The organism is Lebetimonas sp. JH292, from assembly GCF_000523275.1.
Lineage (GTDB): Bacteria > Campylobacterota > Campylobacteria > Campylobacterales > Nautiliaceae > Lebetimonas.
Map to the genome: position 1 here is coordinate 1,435,811 of NZ_ATHQ01000001.1, position 20,735 is coordinate 1,456,545.

Below are 20,735 nucleotides of genomic sequence, written 5' to 3' on the forward strand. Positions count from 1 at the left end.
AAAAAAATTAAGGAGATAAAATGGCTGAATTAAGACAAATTGCCTTTTACGGAAAAGGCGGAATCGGTAAATCTACTACTTCTCAAAATACATTGGCTTCTATGGCTTATTATTTTGGAAAAAATATAATGATAGTCGGTTGTGACCCTAAAGCGGATTCTACAAGACTTATTTTACACGAAAAAGCTCAGGACACTATTTTACATCTTGCTGCTGAAGCTGGAACAGTTGAAGATTTGGAACTTGAAGATGTGTTAAAACACGGAGCCGGAATTTTTAGTCCGGATACTAAGGGAGGATGGATTAACTGTGCGGAATCCGGAGGGCCTGAACCTGGTGTCGGTTGTGCGGGAAGAGGTGTTATTACAGCGATTAACTTTCTTGAAGAAGAGGGTGCTTATGAAGAGGACGGTTTGGATTCCGTATCTTACGATGTTTTAGGGGACGTTGTTTGCGGCGGTTTATATTGTTATGTCAGGTGAAATGATGGCCATGTATGCGGCTAACAACATTTCAAAAGGTATTTTGAAATATGCAAACACAGGTGGAGTCAGACTTGCGGGGCTTATTTGTAATGCAAGAATGACAGACAGGGAATATGATTTGGCAAATGCACTTGCTAAAGCATTAGGGACTCAAATGATTCATTTTGTTCTAAGAAACAATATATATTCTCCTACATCTGATCAGGCTTTGGAATACAAAGAACTTGCAAGAAAAATTTTAGAAAATGATTTTAAAGTTATTCCTACACCGCTTGAAATGGATGATTTGGAAGATTTATTAATGGAATTCGGTCTTGAAGAGGATGTTTTGGAAGATGAAGTTGGTAAATCAAAAATTAAAAGGATAGAAAAGTTTATAATAGGTTTAAAATTTCCAGCAGATATGGGAAACAATATGGATGAAGAAGTAATAAAAAAACTGGATGCATTTATTGAATCAATTGGCGGAATAGATGACATTAATGCAATTGAACTTGAAATGGGCCCAAGAGGCGGAGATGTGGAAAAAATTGTTTACTGCAATAAAGACACGTTTCTTTTCAAGGCACTGGCAGCTTATTTGAAAGATGACAAATATATTGAAAAAGACGGAGAAAAATATCTGATTTTTATGAGTGAAATTTCAAAAAGGGTTGACAGTGACGATGAAACTATGGATTTATGCAAAAAATTTGATTCTATGGAGCATTTCAGAGTAAAAAAAGCGTCTTAATTGAATTACAGGAAGAAGCAATAAAAGAAGTATTGAGTGTTTATCCTAAAAAAGCGGCAAAAAACCGCTCAAGACATTTAGGTGTTGCTACTCCGGAAGATGAAAGCCAAAAAACGGCGGGAAATGTAAGAAGCAACAAAAAAACGGTTCCTGGTGTTATGAGCCAAAGAGGATGCGCATATGCCGGAAGTAAAGGTGTTGTATGGGGTCGCGGTCAATACTCCCGTGCGGGAAGAAGAAACTATTATATAGGAACAACCGGGGTTGATACTTTTGGAACAATGAACTTTAGTTCTGATTTTCAGGAAAAAGACATCGTTTTCGGCGGTGATAAAAAAGAAATTGATGAGCTTTTTCCTCTCAACAGGGGTATTACCGTCTTTGGGGCATCATATTGCAAATGACGTAATAAGAGATTATGTAGTTGATCCTAATGTCCCGACTTACGGTAAAGAAATAGAGCCAGGCCCTTATGATATAGCAATTCTCGGGGATTACAACATAGGAGGCGACGGCTGGACAAGCAGAATTTTACTTGAAGAGATGGGTTTAAGGGTTCTTGTGCACTGTTATCGTATGAATTATATCGCAAGGCATATAGAAAGGGAATACGGCGTTCCATGGGCTGAGTTTAATATGTTCGGACCGACCAACATAGCAAAATCCCTTAGAAAAATAGCATCTTTTTTTGATGAAAAAATTCAGGAAAATGCTGAAAAGGTAATTGCAAAATATCAACCGATGGTTGATGCTGTAATAGAAAAATACAGACCGAGACTTGAGGGTAAAAAAGTAATGCTTTTTGTGGGCGGTCTCAGACCAAGACACATTATCGGGGCTTATGAAGACGACGATTATGAAAGAACAAAAGAAGATATCAGTAATTCCACTATTATTTACGACGATGTAAATGAGTATGAATTTGAAGCTTTTGTTAAAAAATTACATCCTGACCTTGTAGGTTCCGGTATTAAAGAAAAATATGTATTCCAAAAAATGGGGCTTCCATATAGACAAATGCACTCATGGGATTACAGCGGTCCTTATCACGGATATGACGGTTTTGCAATTTTTGCAGCAAATATGGACCTTGCTATTAATTCGCCTGTTTGGAAAATAGATGATGCGCCGTGGGAAAATCAGGAACTTTTTAAAAATAAAAAAAATTTTGAAAGCGCAGCCGGGGCAACCGACCCTGAAAAGGTAAAAGAATTTGTAGAAGCCGTTAGGGGCTGTAATGGCGGCACTCGGATTTGAAAAAACCATGCCTTATGTGTGATTCCATGACAGAAGATGCGGCGGTTTTCGGAGGTCTAAGTAATATGAAAGAAGGGCTTAAAAACTGCTGTGCACTTTATAAACCGGATATGATAGCTGTGTATGGCTGAAGTTATAGGTGATGATTTAGGTGCGTTTATTACTACAGCCATTGAAGAAGACAAAGGAGAGTTCATTCCTGAAGGTATGCCTATTCCTTATGCACACACACCTTCATTTGTAGGAAGCCATATTACCGGATATGACAATATGATGCACGGTATTTTAGGCCAGCTTACAGAAGGAAATGTTGATAAAACAAACAAAAAAGAGAGAATTAATATAATTCCCGGGTTTGAGCCTTATGTTGGAAGCATAAGGGAAATTAAGAAAATTCTTGATGAATTCGGTTATGATTATATTATTTTAGGAGACCATTCCGACCAGTTTGATTCACCTGCCGGTAAATATAAAATGAAAAAACAATGAAACTTGATGATTTTATAATGAAAATATCTGAACTTACAGGTAAAGAGGTTCCCGAATCTTTGAAACTTCAAAGAGGAAGACTTGTGGATGCAATGCAGGACAGTTATCCGTATATGCACGGTAAAAAATTTGCCATTTGGGGCGATCCTGACTTTTTACTCGGAGTTGTAAGCTTTTTACTTGAAATGGGTGCAGAACCTACACATGTATTATGTAATAACGCTCCTAAAGGATGGGAAGAAGAGATGAGAACGCTGCTTGACACTTCTCCTGCAAAAGATGATTTACATGTATGGGCAGGAAAAGATTTATGGCATATGAGAAGTCTTCTTTTCACAGAACCAGTTGATTTGTAACTCTTACGGAAAAGAGATTTACAGGGATCTGGAATTCCACTAATCAGAATAGGATTTCCTATATTCGACAGACATCATTTGCACAGATATTCAATAAGCGGATATGAGGCCCTTAATCTGTTAACATGGATAGTAAACGGTGTTCTTGATAGGTTAGATGAAGAAACAAAAGACATAGCAACAACCGATTACTTCTTCGATTTAATAAGATAATCTTCAATTTTTTTCTTCTTTTAATATTTTTTTTTAAAAGGAGCTGATATGGTTGGAAGAAAAAAAATAAAAGAATTATTAAATGAGAGTGCCTGCGAGCATTCAAAAAATAAAAAACAAGGCTGTAATATAGTTAAACCCGGTCTTGGAGCGGGAGGATGCGCTTTTGAAGGTGCGCAGAATCTGGTTCACGGCCCCCAAACATGCCTCGGCGCTTCGTGGGAAACAAGACAGACTCCGATAAAAGGCTTGATGAATCCATTGAATATATTATGAAAAAATATTCTCCCGAGGCCATTTTTGTATACCAGACCTGTGTAACCGCTCTTATAGGTGATAATATAGATTCAGTTTGTAAAACAAAAAGTGAAAAATTTAATATTCCAATAGTGCCTGTGCATGCACCGGGTTTTGTCGGAAGTAAAAATCTCGGTTCAAGACTTGCCGGTGAAGATGTGTTGGAATATCTTATAGGCACAAAAGATGATATTAAGATAATAGTTATAATTTTATTGGTGATTTGTGGCAAATTACCCCTGTGTTGGAGGGCAAAACTGAACGTAATAAACTGTTCAAAATCTTTAATAACGCTTTGCAGGAAAATGAAAGAAAAATATGATATTCCCTGGATATCCGCCTCATTTTACGGAAAAAGTGAAAGCTTTGGGAGATTCTGAACTTGTTGAAAAAGCTATTGAAGTAACAAAAAACGAAGAAGCTAAAATCGATAAAAAGCTAAAACCGTATATTGAAAAATTCAGAGGAAAAAACGCTATTTTAAATACAGGAGGTGAAAAAGCATGGTCTATAGCTTCAGCTCTGAAGGATTTGGGAATTAAAGTTATAGCCACTTCTGTTGCAAAATCTGTTGAAAGTGATATAAAAAAAGCAAAAGAAATTTTGGGAGAAGATATTATTTTAATGAAATCCCCGGCGTCTGAGCAGATAAAAATAGTGGAAGAATATGGCACTGACATTCTTTTAGGCGGGGGAAGAAGTTTGTATACCGCTTTTAAAAGAAGAAATTCCTTTCTAAATTTAGCAAAAGATTTGGACAATGTTTTGGATAATCCTATTTAAAAATTACTCAAAAAAAGCACCTTGGGAGGTTGAATTATGAATACAGTAAAAAAACCGCTTCAGGTAAATCCTATAAAACATTCCCAGCCTATGGGTGCTGCTCTGGCATTTATGGGGGTTAAAAACTGCCTTCCTTTAATGCACGGTTCTAAAGGATGTGCTTCATTTACAAAAGTTTTTCTGACAAGTCATTATAATGAACCAATTGCTATGTACAACACTTCCGTAATAGATATTACCGCTGTTCTTGAGGGCGGATATGAAACAATATTAAAAGCTGTGGAAAATAAAATTAATAAATTTAAATTGACATACCTTACTGTTACGTAAACACGCCCGATTTTGCAGGCGGTGTGGCAAGCGGAATGGATATTGGCCAAAAAATCTCCCTGCAGCCTGTTGAAATTGAAAAAATAAAAAGTTTTTGCGAAAGTTTCGGTTTTGAAACATATGCCCTTCCGGATATTTCCACCTCGCTTGACGGATGTTTAAGAGAAGGACAGGGGAAACTCGGAAACGGAGACATTACTTTAGATGATATTAAAAATTTAATACCCATTTTGTAATAAGCGATAACAAATTTGTCATTACAGGGGCTAAAATAAAGGCTGTAATAGCAACTACCCCATCAAATGTGTTAAAAGATATTAAAGCGGAGAATGCTTTGGTGGGTGATTTGGAAGATGCTGAAAGTTTTTTAAATGAGTGTGATATGTTAATCAGTAATTTCCACGGGGAACGGATATTGCACTCTTTAGGAAGTAATGCGTTAAAAAATGACCAGCTTTATGAAGGCGGGGCATATTTTTTATTTGAAGTTGCGAACATACTGAATAAGGAGCTTTCACATGGCTAAAACTGATGATAAAAAAAAAGTTATTCATTATTGTTTACGATATTACAAAAGAGGGATATACAACAAGCGGAATTATTGAAACAGATACTTCCAATCGAAAAAACGGAATAGAAATTATCTCTTCTGGCATTATATTGAAGAACTGTTAAATCAGTTTGTATATATGTTAAACAATAATCCCCCGCCTTGGATTAAAAAAATTATGCATTTTGAAACTGAAAAAGACCCGAGACTTGATTTTTGGAAATATAAAAGGGAAATAATGAAAGCAATTAAATTTGACAAAGAAGATTTTAAAAAAGAGCTTGTAAGAAAACAAAAGAAGAACTAAAACTGCATATATGCAAATAAAAAATGTTGTTATGGAAATGAGTCATGAAGGTTTCGGTAGATGTGTCGTTATTGCGGATAAAATTGTTTTGGTTAACAAATATTTTAAAGATGCGCACCGTTTTAGTTATAGAACTCTTGAAAAACTATATGAAGACGGGGAAAAAATGTTAAATAAAGCCTATAAAACATATTTACAGTATAAACCATGCAAGGATTAAAAATGGCAAAAATTGGAATATTTGTAGGAAGCAGCGGAGGAGTTACCCAAAATGCCGCAGAAATGCTTGAGGAATTTTTTGAAGAGAGTGAACTTATAAATATAGAAGAGGATTTTGACGGCATTGAACAGTTTGAAGAATATGATGTGTTGCTTTTAGGCTCTTCAACCTGGGGACAGGGGGACCCCCCGCTTTTTGAGCTTGAAAATGAAATGCCGGATTTAAGCGGTAAAAAAGTCGCTTTCTTCGGTGCCGGGGATCAGGTTACACACGGGGAACATTTTGTAAGTGCTTTGGCAAAACTTAAAGAGCTTGGAGCCGATTGTGAATACGGTTACTGGCCGATTGATGGATATAATTTTGAGTATTCGGCATCTGCGAAAGACGGAAAATTTTGCGGTTTGGCCATAGATGATATTAATCAGCCGGATTTGACCGAAGAAAGAGTGGCCGCATGGGCTGAACAGATTAAAAAAGAGATGAATCTTTAAGGAGAGGTTATGGGTAAACTTGAAGAGTTTAAAAAAGCTGAAAAGAAGAGTTTGAAAATCTTTTACAATATTTATAAAAATTTTGAAAACGGTTATTCCCCGAGTGCTGCGGAAATATGGGACACATTCAGCAGGCCGTCTCCTTGTAGATTCTGTCTTGGCGCAAGCAGCTGCAGCAGTGTAAAGGGGTCAGGATAAAAGTCCCTATAAAAAATGACGGAACAAACCCTTTTTATGAAAGAAACGCCATTTTGATTGAACCCGGGGAAGAGGGATATGTTAAGCATATTGGGGATTTTTTACAGGTAATAAGAATTTATGAAGTCCATTTTTTGGAAAAAGGCGTAATTTTCGGATGCAGGGAAGATGAGCTTGAAGCGGTGGAAGATGATGATTTTTATGATGAGGTGGAAGAAGAATTAAAATGGATTAGAGAACACAAAAAAGGAGAATAAATGTTTGCGGATTCGGTGAAGGAATGGATAAAAGGATTTTTGCAAAAAAAGGTGATTTACTTTTAAGAGTTGCAAAACTAAACGGGGTTAAAATACGTTAAATTTGAAGAATTAAAATTAAAAGATCATTAAAACCGGATGAAGAGGGTTATGACCCGGAAGCCGTTCCGGTATATATGGAAGATAAAGAACTTAACACTTTGATAGAAATGGGAGCCATTTCAAAAAAAGAGGCTGAAATAGCCCAGCAGTATAACAGACAAACACCTATTAGACTTGCATGTCAGTGTATTATAAAAATAGATATAATTATAAAACCATTTGAATAAAAAAAAGGAGTAAAAAATGACAACAAGAGTAGAGAGTAAATGATTTTTTAGCTGTAAATGTTAAACCTGGTAAAACTATCCAGGATATTGTGGAAGCATCAGGTTCCGCTTTACCTTTTGGTTGCAGAGACGGAGAATGCGGAACCTGTGTTGTATATATTGAAACAGGGATGGAGTATTTAAGTGAAATGAATGAAAAAGAAAAAGCTGTTATGAAAATGTTGAATGAAAACAGCCCTAAAGCAAGACTTGCATGTCAGATGAAAATTGCTAAACCGAACGGACTTGTACGTATAAGGTATTAGTTCCGATTCTTTTTGAATCGGATAATTTAGCCGTTTTCGTTTAGAACAAAAATTGCATATAATATTGTAAAAATATTCAGTTACAGAACTCGATGAGCATTTAAGAACCATATCTTATGAAAATCCCTGTATTGAAATATCAAACAAAACTTCACCAAAAGCTTACAGTGAATATGTAAACCGTGTTTCAAACGCTTCAACCGATTCTATAGAAGCTTTGAGCAAAAAAGAAAAAAATTTATATGAAATTTTGGAAGAACAGATAAACAAAAAAATCCCAAAAAGTTGCAAAACAGATTATATTAAATATAAATAAAGAGGGTTATTTTGAGGGAAATATAGAAGAAATTGCCAATATTTGCAATGTTACGCCTACATTTGTGGAATCTGTAAGACAGCGCTTTGAATACTTGGAGCCTAGCGGAATAGGCGCAGAAAATTTTAAAGAGACTTATTTGTTCCAGCTTGTGGAATATGATTTAGATGATGAACTCAGCCTGCTTTTAAGTAATATAATTAAAAATTTCAGTTCTATGGACAAATTTATCAACCATCCACGTTTTAAAGATGCCAAATATATTTTGAAAGCGTTTAAAATATCCCCCTGCCGTTGAATTTAAAAAAAACAAAGAACATATTGTTCCGGATATGCATATTTTTTTTGAAAAAGATGACTTAATTATTATGATGAACAGCCAGTTTTATCCGGATGTTAAAATAAATTTCTGTAGAGGCGAAAGAACTTGGTATGCGACAGATTATAAAGGGCAATAAAGAATAAATTTATTCAGACAGAATGGGGTATATTTGCATTTAAAGATTTTTTTGCAAATAATATAAACAATGTTTCAACCTTTAAGCGATAAGGAAATTCTTGAATTTGTAAATAAGAAATTTAATATAAATATGCAAAGAAGAACCATTGTTAAATACAGACAGGAGATGAATATACCTTCTTTTAAGGAAAGAAAATTTATATATTTAATTAAAAATTCATAATTTTATTTTTGCTATAATTAGCAAAAAGGGGAAGGTATGAAAAAATTTTTAATTTTTTTCTCTTCTATTATTGTAATATTTGCAGCTTTTATAGTTTTTTTATTTACGCCTCCGGGAAACGCGCTTTTAAAACCTATCGTTGAAAGTCAGATTAATTCAAAATCCCCTGTTAAAATCTCTTTTGATAAATTTAGGGTTGGCTTTGGCAGTATTGATTTAAAAATTAAATTTTTAAAAAATTCGGTAGCAAATATTAAAGGGAATTATTCACTTTTTTCACAAAATTTCAATATTAATTACAATATACATATTGCTAATTTAAACAATTTAAAAAATATTGTGAGTTACCCTTTAAGAGGCGGTGTGGATACAAGTGGGAATATTAAAGGAAATATCAAAGATATAAAAATAAAAGGAATTACAAATTTTGCAAAGAGTAACACTGATTATTTTATAGAATTAAAAAATAAGCAAGTTTCAAAAATATTGACAGATATTAAAAATCTGGATTTGGCAAGCCTGCTTTATATAGTAAATAAACCTAAATTTATAGACGGAAAATTAAATTCAAACATTGTGTTAAACAGTATCGATATTAACAATTTGGACGGAAAAATTTTGGCTTCTGTTAAAAATGCAACTGTTAACAGAAGTTTATTGAAAAAAGAATATAATTTAACACTTCCAAAAACTACACTTAATTTAGATTCAAAAGCTTTAATGAAAGGTAAAAAAATAGACTTTTTTGCCAATTTAATTTCTAATTTATTAAAAGCAAATATTAAAGGTAATTTTGAAAACAATTATTTAAATTCTAAATATACTTTGCTTGCCGATAATTTATCTGTTTTAACACCTGTTATTAATCAAAAAATAAGAGGAAAATTTAAAACAGATGGAATTGTAAAAGGAAAAACAAATAATTTATTGGTAAAAGGAATCGCATATTTAGCGGGCGGAAATATAAATAAAAAAATTGCCTTATATGGTTTATCAGCCGATATACAGTTACGGAAATATAAACTCAAATGGAAAAATTAATTTTAACAAAGAAATAAACGGAAAAATAAATGCCAATATAAAAGGGAAAACAGATAAATACGTTTTATATAAAGAGTTTAATTTTACAAATGCTGCTGTTTCATATAATCTGAATTCAAATGTCAATATAAAAAATTCTATTGCTTATATAAATACAAAATTAAATTCAAATGTTGCTAATGCTAATTTGCCGGATGGAAAATACAATATTAATAAAAATATATTTACAGGCACTTATTCAATAAATATTCCAAATTTAGACAAACTCTATTTTGCAACAAAAAAACATTTAAAAGGTAAAATTACGGTAAACGGAAATATAAAAAAGGATAAAGATTTATTAATTACAGGAAACTCTAAAACACTCGGAGGTAATATAAATTATAAATTATTAAACAACGATTTTACATTAAACGCTAAAAATTTATATGTTGTAAAACTTATGGATATGTTAATGTATCCTCAGGTTTTTGATTCAACTGCAAATATTAATTTAAAATATAATGTTTTAAGTAAAAAAGGTGTTTTGGATGCTAATTTGATTGACGGTCATTTTTTGCCTAATAAGCTTAGCTTTTTAATAAATTCTCTGGCTCATTTTGATTTAACAAAAGAGCTTTATAAAAAAACAACTATTCACTCTATTATAAATGATAAAAAAATTGTAAGCGATCTGGATATGAAAAGCAGACTGACTCATATTTCTTCTAAAAAAGCTTTTGTAGATTTAGATAAAGAATATATAGATGCAAAACTTCTTTTGGAAATAATGAAAAGACCAATTTATGTTAAATTAAAAGGTAAATTAACTTCTCCATCTATAAAAATTGATGCAAGTAAATTTTTAAAAGCAGAAATTAAAAGGAAGGCTAAAGAAGAGATAAAAAAACAGATTGAAAAAAATTTACCGATAAAAAATTTATTTAATTTTTAATTTCCTTTTTTTAAGTAAATAATAAATAAAAAAATTAAATATTTAACTGATATTTTGATATAATTCCACACTAAAAAACTAATAAAAGGAAAAGAATGCCTACTATAAACCAATTAGTTAGAAAAGGTAGAAAACAAGTTATTAAAAAATCAAAATCACCTGCACTTGTAAGCTGTCCTCAAAGAAGAGGAGTTTGTACAAGAGTATATACAACTACTCCTAAAAAACCAAACTCAGCTTTAAGAAAAGTTGCAAAAGTCAGACTTACCAGCGGATATGAAGTAATTAGTTATATCCCTGGTGTAGGTCATAACCTGCAAGAACATAGCATTGTGCTTGTAAGAGGCGGTAGGGTAAAAGACTTACCTGGGGTTAAATATCACATCGTAAGAGGTGCGTTGGATACTGCCGGAGTTAAGGGAAGAGTACATTCAAGAAGTAAATACGGTACTAAAAAAGCAGAAGCCGGTAAGAAATAATTTTGATTTTAGTGTAGTTTAGGTTAATTTGCATTTTGGTTATAGTAGGAGGATTTATTAAGTGAAAAGTATAAAATGAAAAGTTATAAATTTTAATTTTTCACTTTTAACTTTTAACTTGAAATGCCTCCTCACTGCCAAAGCTGGTAGAGTAAGTCCCTGTATATGGGTAAAAAAACTGAAGAGAAGGAGATTTTATGAGAAGAAGAAGAGCGCCTAAAAGAGCGGTAATGCCGGATCCGGTATTTAAGAGTGAAATAGTTACAAAATTTATTAATAAAATTATGTGGGACGGTAAAAAAACAATTGCCGAAAAAATAGTTTACGGTGCTATTGAAAGATTGGATAGCAAAGGTGAAGAAAAAGGAATAGATGTATTTTTCAAAGCTATTGAAAATGTAAAACCGCTTTTGGAAGTTAGAAGCAGAAGAGTCGGTGGGGCAACTTATCAGGTTCCTATGGAAGTGAGACCTGAAAGACAACAAACACTTTCTATCAGATGGATAGTTGATGCCGCAAGAAACAGAAATGAAAGAACAATGGTGGAAAGACTTTCTAACGAACTTTGGGATGCGGCAAACGAAAGAGGAGCGGCATTCAAGAAAAGAGAAGATACTCACAGAATGGCAGAGGCAAACAAAGCATTTGCTCATTACAGATGGTGATAATTTAATGGAAAATGGAGAATTGAAAATGGAGAAATGTCTTTTCCTTTCTTTTTTACTAACTTCAAAGTCTGATATAATTTCAAAAAATTTAAGGAGATAAAATGCCAAGAAAAACGCCTATCGAAAAAGTTAGGAATATAGGTATTGCTGCTCATATTGACGCAGGTAAAACTACAACAACGGAGAGAATTTTATATTATACCGGTGTTAGTCACAAAATAGGTGAAGTGCACGAAGGTGCGGCGACTATGGACTGGATGGAGCAGGAAAAAGAAAGAGGTATTACAATTACTTCGGCTGCTACAACATGTTTTTGGAAAGAACATCAAATTAACATTATCGATACTCCGGGACACGTTGACTTTACTATTGAAGTCGAAAGAAGTATGAGGGTGCTTGACGGTGCGGTTGCAGTATTTTGTGCCGTCGGCGGTGTTCAGCCACAAAGTGAAACAGTTTGGAGACAGGCAAACAAATATCATGTCCCAAGAATTGCATTTGTAAACAAAATGGACAGAATTGGCGCAAATTTCTATGAAGTTGAAAAACAGATAAAAGAAAGATTAAAAGCAAATCCGGTACCTATTCAAATTCCAATCGGGGCGGAAGAAAATTTTAAAGGTGTTGTGGATTTGGTTCAAATGAAAGCTCTTGTATGGGAAGATGAAGCGGCGCTTGGAAGTAAATACGAAGTTGAAGACATTCCGGCTGAACTTAGGGATAAAGCGGAAGAATACAGGGAAAAACTTATTGAATCAGTTGCTGAAACAGATGAGGCATTAATGGAAAAATATTTTGCCGGAGAAGAAATTACTGCTGATGAAATTAAAGCGGCTATTAAAAAAGCTACATTAAATATAGAAATTGTTCCAATGTTATGCGGTACTGCATTCAAAAACAAAGGGGTTCAACCATTGCTTGACGCTGTAATTGATTATTTGCCTTCTCCTACAGAAGTTACATGGATTAAGGGAATTGATCCAAAAACAGGTGAGGAAATAAGCATAAATCCGGGTGACGACCAACCGTTCAGCGGACTTGCATTTAAGATTATGACTGACCCGTTTGTAGGTAAACTAACATTTACAAGATTTTATTCCGGTGTAATTCAAGCAGGCAGTTATGTATTAAACTCAACTAAAAACAAAAAAGAGAGAATCGGAAGACTTCTTAGAATGCATTCTAATAAAAGAGAAGAAGTCAGTGAATTTTACAGCGGTGAAATCGGAGCAATAGTCGGTCTTAAAAACACTTTAACAGGTGATACTTTATGCGATGAATCTAGACCTGTTATTTTGGAAAAAATGGAATTCCCTGATCCGGTTATTTCAGTTGCGGTTGAGCCTAAAACAAAAGCCGACCAGGAAAAAATGGCTATTGCATTACAAAAATTAGCAGAAGAAGACCCGAGTTTCAGAGTTGCAACTGATGAAGAGAGCGGTCAGACAATTATTTCAGGTATGGGTGAGCTGCATCTTGAAATTATTGTAGACAGGCTTAAAAGAGAATTTAAAGTGGAATGTAATACAGGTAAACCTCAGGTTGCATACAGAGAAACTTTCAAAAAAACAGTAGAACAAGAATACAAATATGCAAAACAATCAGGTGGTAGAGGTCAATACGGGCATGTATTTATAAGACTTATTCCGCAAGAACCTGGTAAAGGTTATGAATTTGTTGATTTAATTAAAGGTGGGGTAATCCCAAGAGAATATATTCCAGCAGTTGACAAAGGTATCCAGGAAGCAGCTCAGGGCGGAGTATTGGCAGGATTCCCGGTGGTTGATTTTAAAGTGGAACTTTATGACGGAAGTTACCATGAGGTTGACTCAAGCGAAATGGCGTTTAAACTTGCCGGAAGCATGGCATTTAAAGAAGGTGCCAAAAAAGCAAATCCTGTAATACTTGAACCGATTATGAAAGTTGAAATAGAAGTACCGGAAGAGTATATGGGTGATGTTATCGGTGATGTTAACAGAAGAAGAGGACAAGTAAACTCTATGGAAGATAGCCATGGAATTAAAAAAGTGACAGCATTTATCCCTCTTGCAGAAATGTTCGGATATTCAACAGACCTTAGAAGTATGACTCAAGGTAGAGGTACATATTCAATGGTATTTGATCATTATGAAGAAGTTCCTCAAAATGTTGCAGCAGAAATTATAAAAGAAAGACAAGGGTAACTCTTCTCTTTTTTTTTTGTTTTTATAATTAAAGGTGTTTGACGGTTAAGGAAATCGAGAGGATTTAAAAGAGAAATTGTTTGTAAATTAAAAAAAATTAATACCAATTGACAATTGAAAATGATGAAAATATTGAAATAATGAGAATTTTAAATATTTTTAAAGTAACTAACTAATTGAGAATTGGTATTAATATGAGTTCTTTTTCATGATGCACAAAATAGTTAATATTATCGGATATTATAAAGCAATTGAAAAAGAAATTTTTAAAAATAAAAAATTAGAAGAACCTTTTTTTGACGAAATATATAAAATATTTAGTGCAATTGAGAATAAAAAAGTAATAGGTTATCTATGCGCTTCAAGTATTGATACGATTTATTACTGCTAATGAAGTTATTTATAAACTTTTAAAAATTTTTGAAATAAGTGAAGTAAATAAAAATACTATACTTGGTGCACTTAAGAGTGATTTTAATGATTTCGAAGATAGTATTATTTATTCAAGTGCTTATTTAAACGGAATTGATTATATTGTCACTCGGGATAAAAAAGGCTTTAAAAAGTCAAAAGTTAAAGTTTTAACTCCACTTGAAGCTGTTCCAAAAATTAAATGTTTGTAACCTCTTGCAGAAATGTTCGGATATTCAACAGACCTTAGAAGTATGACTCAAGGTAGAGGTACATATTCAATGGTATCCTCAAAATGTTGCAGCAGAAATTATAAAAGAAAGACAAGGGTAACTCTTCTCTTTTTCCCTTAATTTTCCATCTTCAATTTGATATAACTTGCTTTTTTATTTTTAAATGTTGTATAATTCATCCAACGTTATATAAAAAAATATATAAGGAAAAAAGATGTATTATACAAAAGAGGATATTGCAAGACTTATCAGCGAAGATATGCCTTATTTTGATTTGACTTCCAAACTTTTAAATATTGAGGGTTTGGGCAAGATTACTTTTTATACCAGAAAAGATGCTGTTGTTACCGGTAATAAATTAGTTGAATTATTATGCAGGGAACTTGATTTAAAAGTAAATTTTAAAGAAAAAGATTCTAAATTTTTAACTGCTGGCAGTAAAATATTTGAAGCCGAGGGGGAAAATGTTTTAATTCTTTGGAAAGTTGCGCAAAATATTTTTGAATATGCGCTTTCCGTATCTACCTACACATATGAAATGGTTAAAAAGGCAAAAGCCATCAACCCATACATTGAAATTTTAACTACAAGAAAAATAATTCCTTTTACTAAAAAAATAGCCCTGAACGCTATAATAGACGGAGGTGCAATGCCCCACAGAATTACAACAAATGAAACGGTTTTGGTTTTTGATAATTATGTAAAACTTTTTGGGGGCTGGGATAAATTTTTTAAGGAATTTAAAAAAATAAAACATAAAACAATTGAAAAAAAATGGGTAGTTGAAGCTGATAATTTAGAAATGGCTAAAAAATTAATAGATATTGAAGTGGATGTAGTTCAACTTGATAAAGTGGATATTGAAACAACCAAAAAAATAGTAGAACTTGCCCATAAGTGCAGGAGGAATTAATGCTAATAATGTGGAAGAGTATGCAAAAACAGGGGTTGATTCAATAGTTACAACAGCCCCTTATTTTGCTAAGGGAGCTGATGTGAAAGTAGTTATAGATTCTCTTTAATATCTTTTACCCATTTTTCCATAACATCATTTGCGATTAAAGCAGGAGCTTCGAGAAAAGCTATTTCAAATTTATCTTCAAATTCAGTAACACCAATACTTCTTGGTCTCACGGCAGTTATTTTTCCGTTTAATATTTTATTTCCAAAACAAAATATAATAATTTTGCAGTCTTTAATACCTTTTGCAATTTCTCCGTTCGGTAAATTTTTGGTATGGGTAAAATGGTCAAATTCTCCTATATATGTGCATACAGGATGGGAATTAATTTTTTCTTTAAAAAATTTAATTATTTCATCGGTTGTTTTATAGTGTGTTTCATTTTTATATATATCCAATACAAATACCGGATATTTTTCCTGTAAAATCATTTGTTGCATTATGTCTCCTTAAAATTTTTGCAACTTTAACTTAATAAGTTTAAATTATTATTAATATAAGTAAATTTTATATAATTTTGATGTATAATTATAAAAAAAGGCTATTAATTGAAAAGAAGAAATTTTTTAATTACTCTTCTTTAATACTTCCTACTTTATCTTTTGCCAGATCCGGCAATCATATTATTTTGCCTAAAAAACCATTTGAGTATTTTCATAAAAAACGAGAGGGGAAAAGAATATTGATTATCGGTGGAATACACGGAAATGAGATGGGGGCTTACAAAGCTGCCGATTTATTGGTGGATATGGATATAAAAGCTGATGTTTTAATTATTCCAAGAAGCAATTTTACTTCAATTTTAGCGGATGTAAGGGGATATAACGGGGATATGAATAGAAAATTTGATTATATTTCAAAAAAGGACCCTGATTTTTATTGTGTGGAACTTCTTAAAGAGGCAATACTTGATTTTAAACCGGATTTACTGATTTCTATGCATGACGGATACGGATTTAGCTCAAAATACAGGCATTCGTGGGGACAGAGTGTAGTAATTGATGAAATTGAATATAAAAATTTTAAACTTTTTAAAGAAGCAGAATTTGTTAAAAAAAATGCTAATAAATATTTAAAATGGCCAGTTTCCATTATTAATACCAAAACATTCAGTTCGACTATTCACAATGAGCAAAAAAAAGCATTGACGGGATGGTGCTTAAAAAACAATATAAAGGCTTTTTGTATAGAAGCTTCCAAACAATTGCCGAGTTTAAAGGATAAAGTTTATACCCATCTTGTAATGCTGAGGGAATTTTTTAATTTATATAATATTAAATCAAATATAGATGAATATATTAAAAATATTGATTTAAAAGAGATTTTCCCAAGTGTTAAACTGAAAATAAATAATCAATTTTACAGAATAAATAAAACAACAAAAATAAAACTTCCTTTAAACGCCGATATTGAAATTGCGGATATAAAAGGCAACAGAGGAAGTTTTGTTGTTCCAAAAGGCATTAATTTAAATTGGAGAAAATTTTATTTTAAAAATTTAACATTAGAAGTAAAAAACGATTTTGAAAAAAAATATGAAATACATTTAAAGGGGTAAAATGGCTTATGAACTTATAATAGACAATGATAATAAAAAAATTGAAATTCATTCGGATTTGTGTGACAAATTTATAGAAATTAAAACCGGTTTTAATAATAATTTTGAGTATGTGAATTTTCATCTGTTTAACGAAGTTGAAAATTTTTTGAATAAAGATGAATATAAGGAATATGAAATAGCGGAATGTACAGAATGTAAGCCAATAGAAAACAGAGAAAAATTGGATGAAGAATATGATGATTTTTATGAAGAATTTCAAGAAGATGAAGAAGATAATCCAACTTGCTGCCCTTTTTAGGTATAATTTCATAAAAAGGAGATACTATGTTTAAAGAATGTTGCCCAGAATTAATCCCAGTAATGGAAAAATTAGCTGCTGAAAATCCTCATATTGATGCCTTAATTAAAAGGCATGCAGAGCTTAATAAAATTATAGATGATGTTGAAGCGGGAAGAGAACATATGAATGATATGGAATTAGATAAATTATATAACGAATAAGTATAATATTAGAATAAAATTTGCATTATATTTAAAAATTAAAGTTAAAAGGGTTATAAATGAAAAAATTTATTATTTTTTTCTTAAGTATTTTTTTATCCGCAAATGAAATATATGTAGCATCCGCCGCAGGAAATGCCTATGCACTGCCTGAAATCATAAAATCTTACAATAAACATTATCCCAAGGATAAAATTAATTTAATTTTGGCCAGCAGCGGAAAACTTACCGCCCAGATAATGCACGGGGCAAATTATGATGTGTTTTTAGCTGCCAATATGAAATATCCTTTTGCTTTGTATAAAAAAGGATTGACATTAACCAAACCTAAAATTTATGCAAAAGGGGTAATAGTTCTTTTTAGCAGAAACCTTTTAAAAGGTGGTTATAAAGATATAATATTAAATTCTGCTTCCATTGCCATTGCAAATCCGAAAACAGCGCCTTACGGGAAAGCCTCTGTCGAATTTTTAAAAAATACGGGATTATACAAAAAAATAAAAAACAAACTTGTATATGCCGAAACAGTTTCGGCAGCACTTAATTATGCTATTCATTCAACAGATGCCGGAATTGTGGCAAAAGCCCTTCTTTTTTCTCCAAAAACAAAAATGTACAAAAATTGGATTGAATTGCCTCACAATTACAATTCTATTAATCAGGGGGCGGTATTGTTAAATAAAAAAGGGCTTCGTTTTTATAATTTTTTGTTTTCAAAAGAAGCAAAAAAAATTTTTAAAAAATACGGATATAATGTAAATGAATAAGATAAAGGCCGAATTAATCAATATTGAAAATAAAAACAATATAAATTTATTAACGTTTAAAAGCGTTAATGAAACGATAAAGGTTGTTATGCTTGAGATAAATTTTGAAATTAAAAATGAAGCTTTTCTATTTTTTAAACCGACGATGGTTTCTTTGTCAAAAGAAAAATGTAAAAGCACAATAGAAAATAATTTAGCGGCTGTAGTTGAAAAAATTGAAATTGGTGAAATTTTTACAAATATTTATTGTAATTTTAACAATGAAGAAATAGAAGTGTTGATTTTAAAAGAATCATTTGAAAAATTAAATATTAATATAGGAGAGAAGGTTTTTTTAATGATTAGGGCAAGTGAAATAGGAGTCAGTGTTGATTGATTTAACACCGTTTTTCCTTTCATTTAAACTGGCTTTTTCAGTAACGCTTATATTGCTTTTTGTAGGTATTCCGTTTTCTTATTTTCTTTCAAATACAAAATCAAAAATAAAACCGGTTTTAGAGGCGTTAAGCGCGCTTCCTATAGTGTTACCTCCTTCAGTGCTCGGATTTTATCTGCTTATTTTATTATCACAGAATTCATTTATAGGAAAAATAATTTATGAAATTTTTAATATAAAACTTGTTTTTACATTTGAAGGGCTTGTTGTCGCAAGCAGTATATATTCTTTTCCGTTTATGATTCAGCCTTTGCAAAACGGATTTGATAATATAGATAAAAAATTGATAGAGGCCAGCTTTTTAAGCGGTAAAGGGAAATTAACCACACTTTTTAAAATAATACTTCCCAATATGAAGAGTTCGATAATGACTGCGGTTATTATTACTTTTGCCCATACTGTGGGTGAATTCGGGGTTGTATTGATGGTGGGTGGTTCAATTCCAGGAAAAACTGAGGTAGCAAGTGTTGCAATATATGATTATGTAGAAATGATGGATTATAAATCAGCTCATTTTTACAGTGCCATAATGCTTATTATAAGTTTTTTGGTTTTATTGTTTGTATATATTTTTAATGAAAAGCAAAAGAGAAAATATGAATTATTTTAAAATTTTTAAAAAACTTCACGGAAGCAACGGCAATATGGATTTAGATGTGGAATTTAACCTTGAAAAAGATGAATTTTTGGCAATAATGGGTGAAAGCGGCAGTGGAAAAACGACACTTTTAAGAATTATCGCCGGACTTGAAAAAAGCAGCAGTAAGATTATTGTGGATAATGAAGTCTGGCAGGATGAAAAAATTTTTTTGCCCCCTCAGAAAAGGAAAATAGGATTTGTTTTCCAAGATTACGCACTTTTTCCAAATATGAATGTAATCGAAAATTTATTATATGTAAATAAAGATTATGATTTGGCCGAATATCTGCTTGAAATAACTAATTTAAAAGAGCTTAAAAAAAGATTTCCAAATACACTCAGCGGCGGTCAGAAACAAAGGGTTGCATTAATCAGGGCACTTATGAGAAAACCTAAAATTTTATTAATGGATGAACCTTTTTCTGCTCTTGATCCGAATATGAGAAAAAATCTGCAAAAAGAAATTTTAATTTTACATAAAAAATTTAATTTAACAACAATTATGGTTTCACATTCACCGAGCGAAATTTATAAACTTTCAAACAGGGTAATTGAAATAAACGGGGGAAAAATAATTAAAAATTCAAAAACCAAAGATGTTTTGTTAAAACACAGCGGTTCGGCAAAATTTGCATTTGAAGGTGAAATAATAGATATTAAAAAAAATGATGTTATAAATATTGCTGTTATTTCCATAGGCAACCAGATAACAGAAATTGTTATAACAAAAAAAGAAACAAAAAATTTAAAAATAGGGGATAAAATAATTGTTTCAACAAAAGCTTTTCATCCTAATGTGGAAAAAATAAAAAAATAAAAAATTTTTAGTTAGCAATTCCGTGTCAGTCAAGGTAAAATACTAAAGAAGACAGGACTGACATGGAGAAATTTAATTTTGACAAAGCAGTAAAAGATTTATTAGCAGGTAAAAAGATAGGTGGGAAAGATGGAGTATTAGCTCCATTAATTAAAGAATTGGTAGAAGCTGCACTTGAAGCAGAAATAGAATCTCATATTGCAGATGAAGTTTTAGAAGGTAAAAGAAATAGAAGAAACGGTTATAACAAGAAAACAGTTAAATCAACATCTGGAGAATTTGAATTAGCTACTCCAAGAGATAGAGAGGGTAGATTTGAGCCTCAAATAATAAAAAAACATCAAACAACGATAAGTGATGAAATAGAAGAGAAGATATTATCATTATATGCACTTGGAATGAGCTACAAAGATATAAAATCACATATTGAAGAGCTTTATCAAATTTCTATTTCATCAGCTACAATAAATGCAATAACGGATAAAATAATACCAAAAATCAAAG

At 31.9% G+C, this 20,735-nt stretch carries 33 protein-coding genes and 6 pseudogenes; 38 read left to right on the top strand and 1 reads right to left on the bottom strand.

The annotated features are described in order from the left end of the window. Positions 1 to 20: 20 nt before the first annotated feature. The 30 genes and pseudogenes from DZ64_RS14235 to DZ64_RS13835 form a co-directional block, all read left to right on the top strand. A pseudogene (locus DZ64_RS14235) lies at positions 21 to 837 on the top strand (AAA family ATPase); the annotation flags it as partial. A 380-nt stretch (positions 838 to 1,217) separates the two neighbouring features. Next, positions 1,218 to 2,367, top strand: a pseudogene (locus DZ64_RS11110) (nitrogenase component 1); the annotation flags it as partial. Positions 2,368 to 2,540: 173 nt separating this feature from the next. Then, positions 2,541 to 2,964, top strand: a pseudogene (locus tag DZ64_RS12960) (nitrogenase component 1). A 17-nt stretch (positions 2,965 to 2,981) separates the two neighbouring features. Next, positions 2,982 to 3,533, top strand: a pseudogene (locus DZ64_RS13550) (nitrogenase component 1). A 48-nt stretch (positions 3,534 to 3,581) separates the two neighbouring features. Next, positions 3,582 to 3,809 carry a hypothetical protein gene (locus DZ64_RS12975; protein WP_024790273.1) on the top strand — a complete coding sequence of 76 codons (228 nt, stop codon included), beginning with the start codon at positions 3,582 to 3,584 and terminating at the stop codon, positions 3,807 to 3,809. Next, on the top strand, positions 3,806 to 4,210 hold the full coding sequence (locus tag DZ64_RS12980) for a nitrogenase component 1 (protein ID WP_024790274.1): 405 nt from the start codon (positions 3,806 to 3,808) through the stop codon (positions 4,208 to 4,210). Before DZ64_RS12975 ends, DZ64_RS12980 begins: the two co-directional genes overlap by 4 nt. Beyond that, complete coding sequence (locus DZ64_RS11635) at positions 4,197 to 4,613, top strand: nitrogenase component 1 (RefSeq protein WP_162147545.1); 417 nt, start codon at positions 4,197 to 4,199, stop codon at positions 4,611 to 4,613. Before DZ64_RS12980 ends, DZ64_RS11635 begins: the two co-directional genes overlap by 14 nt. Before the next feature lie 36 nt (positions 4,614 to 4,649). Continuing rightward, complete coding sequence (locus DZ64_RS12985; protein ID WP_024790276.1) at positions 4,650 to 4,943, top strand: nitrogenase component 1; 294 nt, start codon at positions 4,650 to 4,652, stop codon at positions 4,941 to 4,943. Between the two features lie 35 nt (positions 4,944 to 4,978). Further along, positions 4,979 to 5,179 (top strand): hypothetical protein, encoded by a 201-nt coding sequence (locus DZ64_RS12990; protein ID WP_201768501.1) that lies wholly within the window; start codon positions 4,979 to 4,981, stop codon positions 5,177 to 5,179. A 68-nt stretch (positions 5,180 to 5,247) separates the two neighbouring features. Further along, positions 5,248 to 5,469, top strand: a complete 222-nt coding sequence (locus DZ64_RS12995; protein WP_024790278.1) for a hypothetical protein — start codon at positions 5,248 to 5,250, stop codon at positions 5,467 to 5,469. A 202-nt stretch (positions 5,470 to 5,671) separates the two neighbouring features. Continuing rightward, positions 5,672 to 5,800, top strand: coding sequence for a hypothetical protein (locus DZ64_RS13830; RefSeq protein WP_255327529.1), 129 nt, complete (start codon positions 5,672 to 5,674; stop codon positions 5,798 to 5,800). Between the two features lie 10 nt (positions 5,801 to 5,810). Continuing rightward, positions 5,811 to 6,020 (top strand): DUF269 domain-containing protein, encoded by a 210-nt coding sequence (locus tag DZ64_RS0109040; protein WP_024790279.1) that lies wholly within the window; start codon positions 5,811 to 5,813, stop codon positions 6,018 to 6,020. A gap of 2 nt (positions 6,021 to 6,022) precedes the next feature. Then, a complete protein-coding gene (locus DZ64_RS0109045) occupies positions 6,023 to 6,511 on the top strand; it encodes a flavodoxin domain-containing protein (protein ID WP_024790280.1) in 489 nt (162 codons plus the stop codon). Between the two features lie 9 nt (positions 6,512 to 6,520). Then, entirely contained in the window at positions 6,521 to 6,709 is a 189-nt protein-coding gene (locus DZ64_RS11640; RefSeq protein ID WP_024790281.1) for a hypothetical protein, read from the top strand. Between the two features lie 8 nt (positions 6,710 to 6,717). Continuing rightward, complete coding sequence (locus DZ64_RS11130; RefSeq protein ID WP_236618748.1) at positions 6,718 to 6,966, top strand: nitrogen fixation protein NifZ; 249 nt, start codon at positions 6,718 to 6,720, stop codon at positions 6,964 to 6,966. Between the two features lie 176 nt (positions 6,967 to 7,142). Beyond that, on the top strand, positions 7,143 to 7,295 hold the full coding sequence (locus DZ64_RS12450) for a hypothetical protein (RefSeq protein WP_156922650.1): 153 nt from the start codon (positions 7,143 to 7,145) through the stop codon (positions 7,293 to 7,295). A gap of 89 nt (positions 7,296 to 7,384) precedes the next feature. Next, entirely contained in the window at positions 7,385 to 7,600 is a 216-nt protein-coding gene (locus DZ64_RS11135; RefSeq protein WP_201768502.1) for a 2Fe-2S iron-sulfur cluster-binding protein, read from the top strand. Between the two features lie 281 nt (positions 7,601 to 7,881). Beyond that, positions 7,882 to 8,214: pseudogene (locus DZ64_RS12060) on the top strand (RNA polymerase factor sigma-54); the annotation flags it as partial. A gap of 189 nt (positions 8,215 to 8,403) precedes the next feature. Next, on the top strand, positions 8,404 to 8,466 hold the full coding sequence (locus tag DZ64_RS14240; protein WP_369792123.1) for a hypothetical protein: 63 nt from the start codon (positions 8,404 to 8,406) through the stop codon (positions 8,464 to 8,466). Further along, a complete protein-coding gene (locus DZ64_RS12065; RefSeq protein ID WP_084029389.1) occupies positions 8,444 to 8,599 on the top strand; it encodes a hypothetical protein in 156 nt (51 codons plus the stop codon). The genes DZ64_RS14240 and DZ64_RS12065 overlap by 23 nt, the downstream gene beginning before the upstream one ends. Positions 8,600 to 8,635: 36 nt before the next feature. Next, positions 8,636 to 9,640, top strand: a complete 1,005-nt coding sequence (locus DZ64_RS0109090) for a hypothetical protein (RefSeq protein WP_024790284.1) — start codon at positions 8,636 to 8,638, stop codon at positions 9,638 to 9,640. Further along, entirely contained in the window at positions 9,585 to 10,574 is a 990-nt protein-coding gene (locus DZ64_RS0109095; RefSeq protein WP_024790285.1) for a hypothetical protein, read from the top strand. Before DZ64_RS0109090 ends, DZ64_RS0109095 begins: the two co-directional genes overlap by 56 nt. 95 nt (positions 10,575 to 10,669) lie before the next feature. Next, positions 10,670 to 11,053: a 30S ribosomal protein S12 gene (rpsL, locus tag DZ64_RS0109100; protein WP_024788191.1), complete on the top strand. Its 384-nt coding sequence runs from the start codon at positions 10,670 to 10,672 to the stop codon at positions 11,051 to 11,053. 197 nt (positions 11,054 to 11,250) lie between these two features. After that, entirely contained in the window at positions 11,251 to 11,718 is a 468-nt protein-coding gene (gene rpsG / locus DZ64_RS0109105) for a 30S ribosomal protein S7 (protein ID WP_024788192.1), read from the top strand. Positions 11,719 to 11,822: 104 nt separating this feature from the next. Further along, positions 11,823 to 13,904, top strand: coding sequence for an elongation factor G (gene fusA / locus DZ64_RS0109110; protein WP_024790286.1), 2,082 nt, complete (start codon positions 11,823 to 11,825; stop codon positions 13,902 to 13,904). A 211-nt stretch (positions 13,905 to 14,115) separates the two neighbouring features. Continuing rightward, entirely contained in the window at positions 14,116 to 14,295 is a 180-nt protein-coding gene (locus DZ64_RS0109115) for a hypothetical protein (protein WP_156922653.1), read from the top strand. After that, on the top strand, positions 14,273 to 14,527 hold the full coding sequence (locus tag DZ64_RS0109120) for a PIN domain-containing protein (RefSeq protein WP_024790288.1): 255 nt from the start codon (positions 14,273 to 14,275) through the stop codon (positions 14,525 to 14,527). Before DZ64_RS0109115 ends, DZ64_RS0109120 begins: the two co-directional genes overlap by 23 nt. Beyond that, positions 14,528 to 14,648: pseudogene (locus DZ64_RS14245) on the top strand (hypothetical protein); the annotation flags it as partial. 114 nt (positions 14,649 to 14,762) lie between these two features. Next, entirely contained in the window at positions 14,763 to 15,461 is a 699-nt protein-coding gene (locus tag DZ64_RS11140; protein ID WP_051430027.1) for a ModD protein, read from the top strand. Then, positions 15,436 to 15,570, top strand: coding sequence for a hypothetical protein (locus tag DZ64_RS13835; protein WP_255327530.1), 135 nt, complete (start codon positions 15,436 to 15,438; stop codon positions 15,568 to 15,570). Before DZ64_RS11140 ends, DZ64_RS13835 begins: the two co-directional genes overlap by 26 nt. On the opposite strand, the gene DZ64_RS0109130 is transcribed toward DZ64_RS13835, so the two are convergent. Then, positions 15,554 to 15,949, bottom strand: coding sequence for a DUF6858 family protein (locus DZ64_RS0109130; RefSeq protein ID WP_024790289.1), 396 nt, complete (start codon positions 15,947 to 15,949; stop codon positions 15,554 to 15,556). The genes DZ64_RS13835 and DZ64_RS0109130 overlap by 17 nt on opposite strands. Positions 15,950 to 16,029: 80 nt before the next feature. Between DZ64_RS0109130 and DZ64_RS0109135 the strand changes: the two genes are divergently transcribed. From DZ64_RS0109135 to DZ64_RS0109170, 8 genes are all read left to right on the top strand, one after another. Continuing rightward, complete coding sequence (locus DZ64_RS0109135; protein ID WP_024790290.1) at positions 16,030 to 17,067, top strand: M99 family carboxypeptidase catalytic domain-containing protein; 1,038 nt, start codon at positions 16,030 to 16,032, stop codon at positions 17,065 to 17,067. 1 nt (position 17,068) lies between these two features. Further along, on the top strand, positions 17,069 to 17,368 hold the full coding sequence (locus DZ64_RS0109140) for a hypothetical protein (protein WP_024790291.1): 300 nt from the start codon (positions 17,069 to 17,071) through the stop codon (positions 17,366 to 17,368). 26 nt (positions 17,369 to 17,394) lie between these two features. Next, positions 17,395 to 17,571, top strand: coding sequence for a hypothetical protein (locus tag DZ64_RS12530; protein ID WP_173391332.1), 177 nt, complete (start codon positions 17,395 to 17,397; stop codon positions 17,569 to 17,571). Between the two features lie 59 nt (positions 17,572 to 17,630). Continuing rightward, positions 17,631 to 18,338, top strand: a complete 708-nt coding sequence (gene modA / locus DZ64_RS0109150) for a molybdate ABC transporter substrate-binding protein (RefSeq protein WP_024790292.1) — start codon at positions 17,631 to 17,633, stop codon at positions 18,336 to 18,338. After that, the gene (locus DZ64_RS0109155) at positions 18,331 to 18,714 is read left to right on the top strand and encodes a TOBE domain-containing protein (protein WP_024790293.1); all 384 of its coding nucleotides are present in this window, start codon (positions 18,331 to 18,333) and stop codon (positions 18,712 to 18,714) included. The genes modA and DZ64_RS0109155 overlap by 8 nt, the downstream gene beginning before the upstream one ends. Continuing rightward, positions 18,707 to 19,384, top strand: a complete 678-nt coding sequence (modB, locus tag DZ64_RS0109160) for a molybdate ABC transporter permease subunit (protein ID WP_369792099.1) — start codon at positions 18,707 to 18,709, stop codon at positions 19,382 to 19,384. The genes DZ64_RS0109155 and modB overlap by 8 nt, the downstream gene beginning before the upstream one ends. Next, positions 19,371 to 20,231, top strand: a complete 861-nt coding sequence (locus DZ64_RS0109165) for an ABC transporter ATP-binding protein (RefSeq protein WP_024790295.1) — start codon at positions 19,371 to 19,373, stop codon at positions 20,229 to 20,231. Before modB ends, DZ64_RS0109165 begins: the two co-directional genes overlap by 14 nt. A gap of 62 nt (positions 20,232 to 20,293) precedes the next feature. After that, a partial coding sequence (locus DZ64_RS0109170; protein WP_024790296.1) for a transposase occupies positions 20,294 to 20,735 on the top strand: 442 nt, incomplete at its 3' end.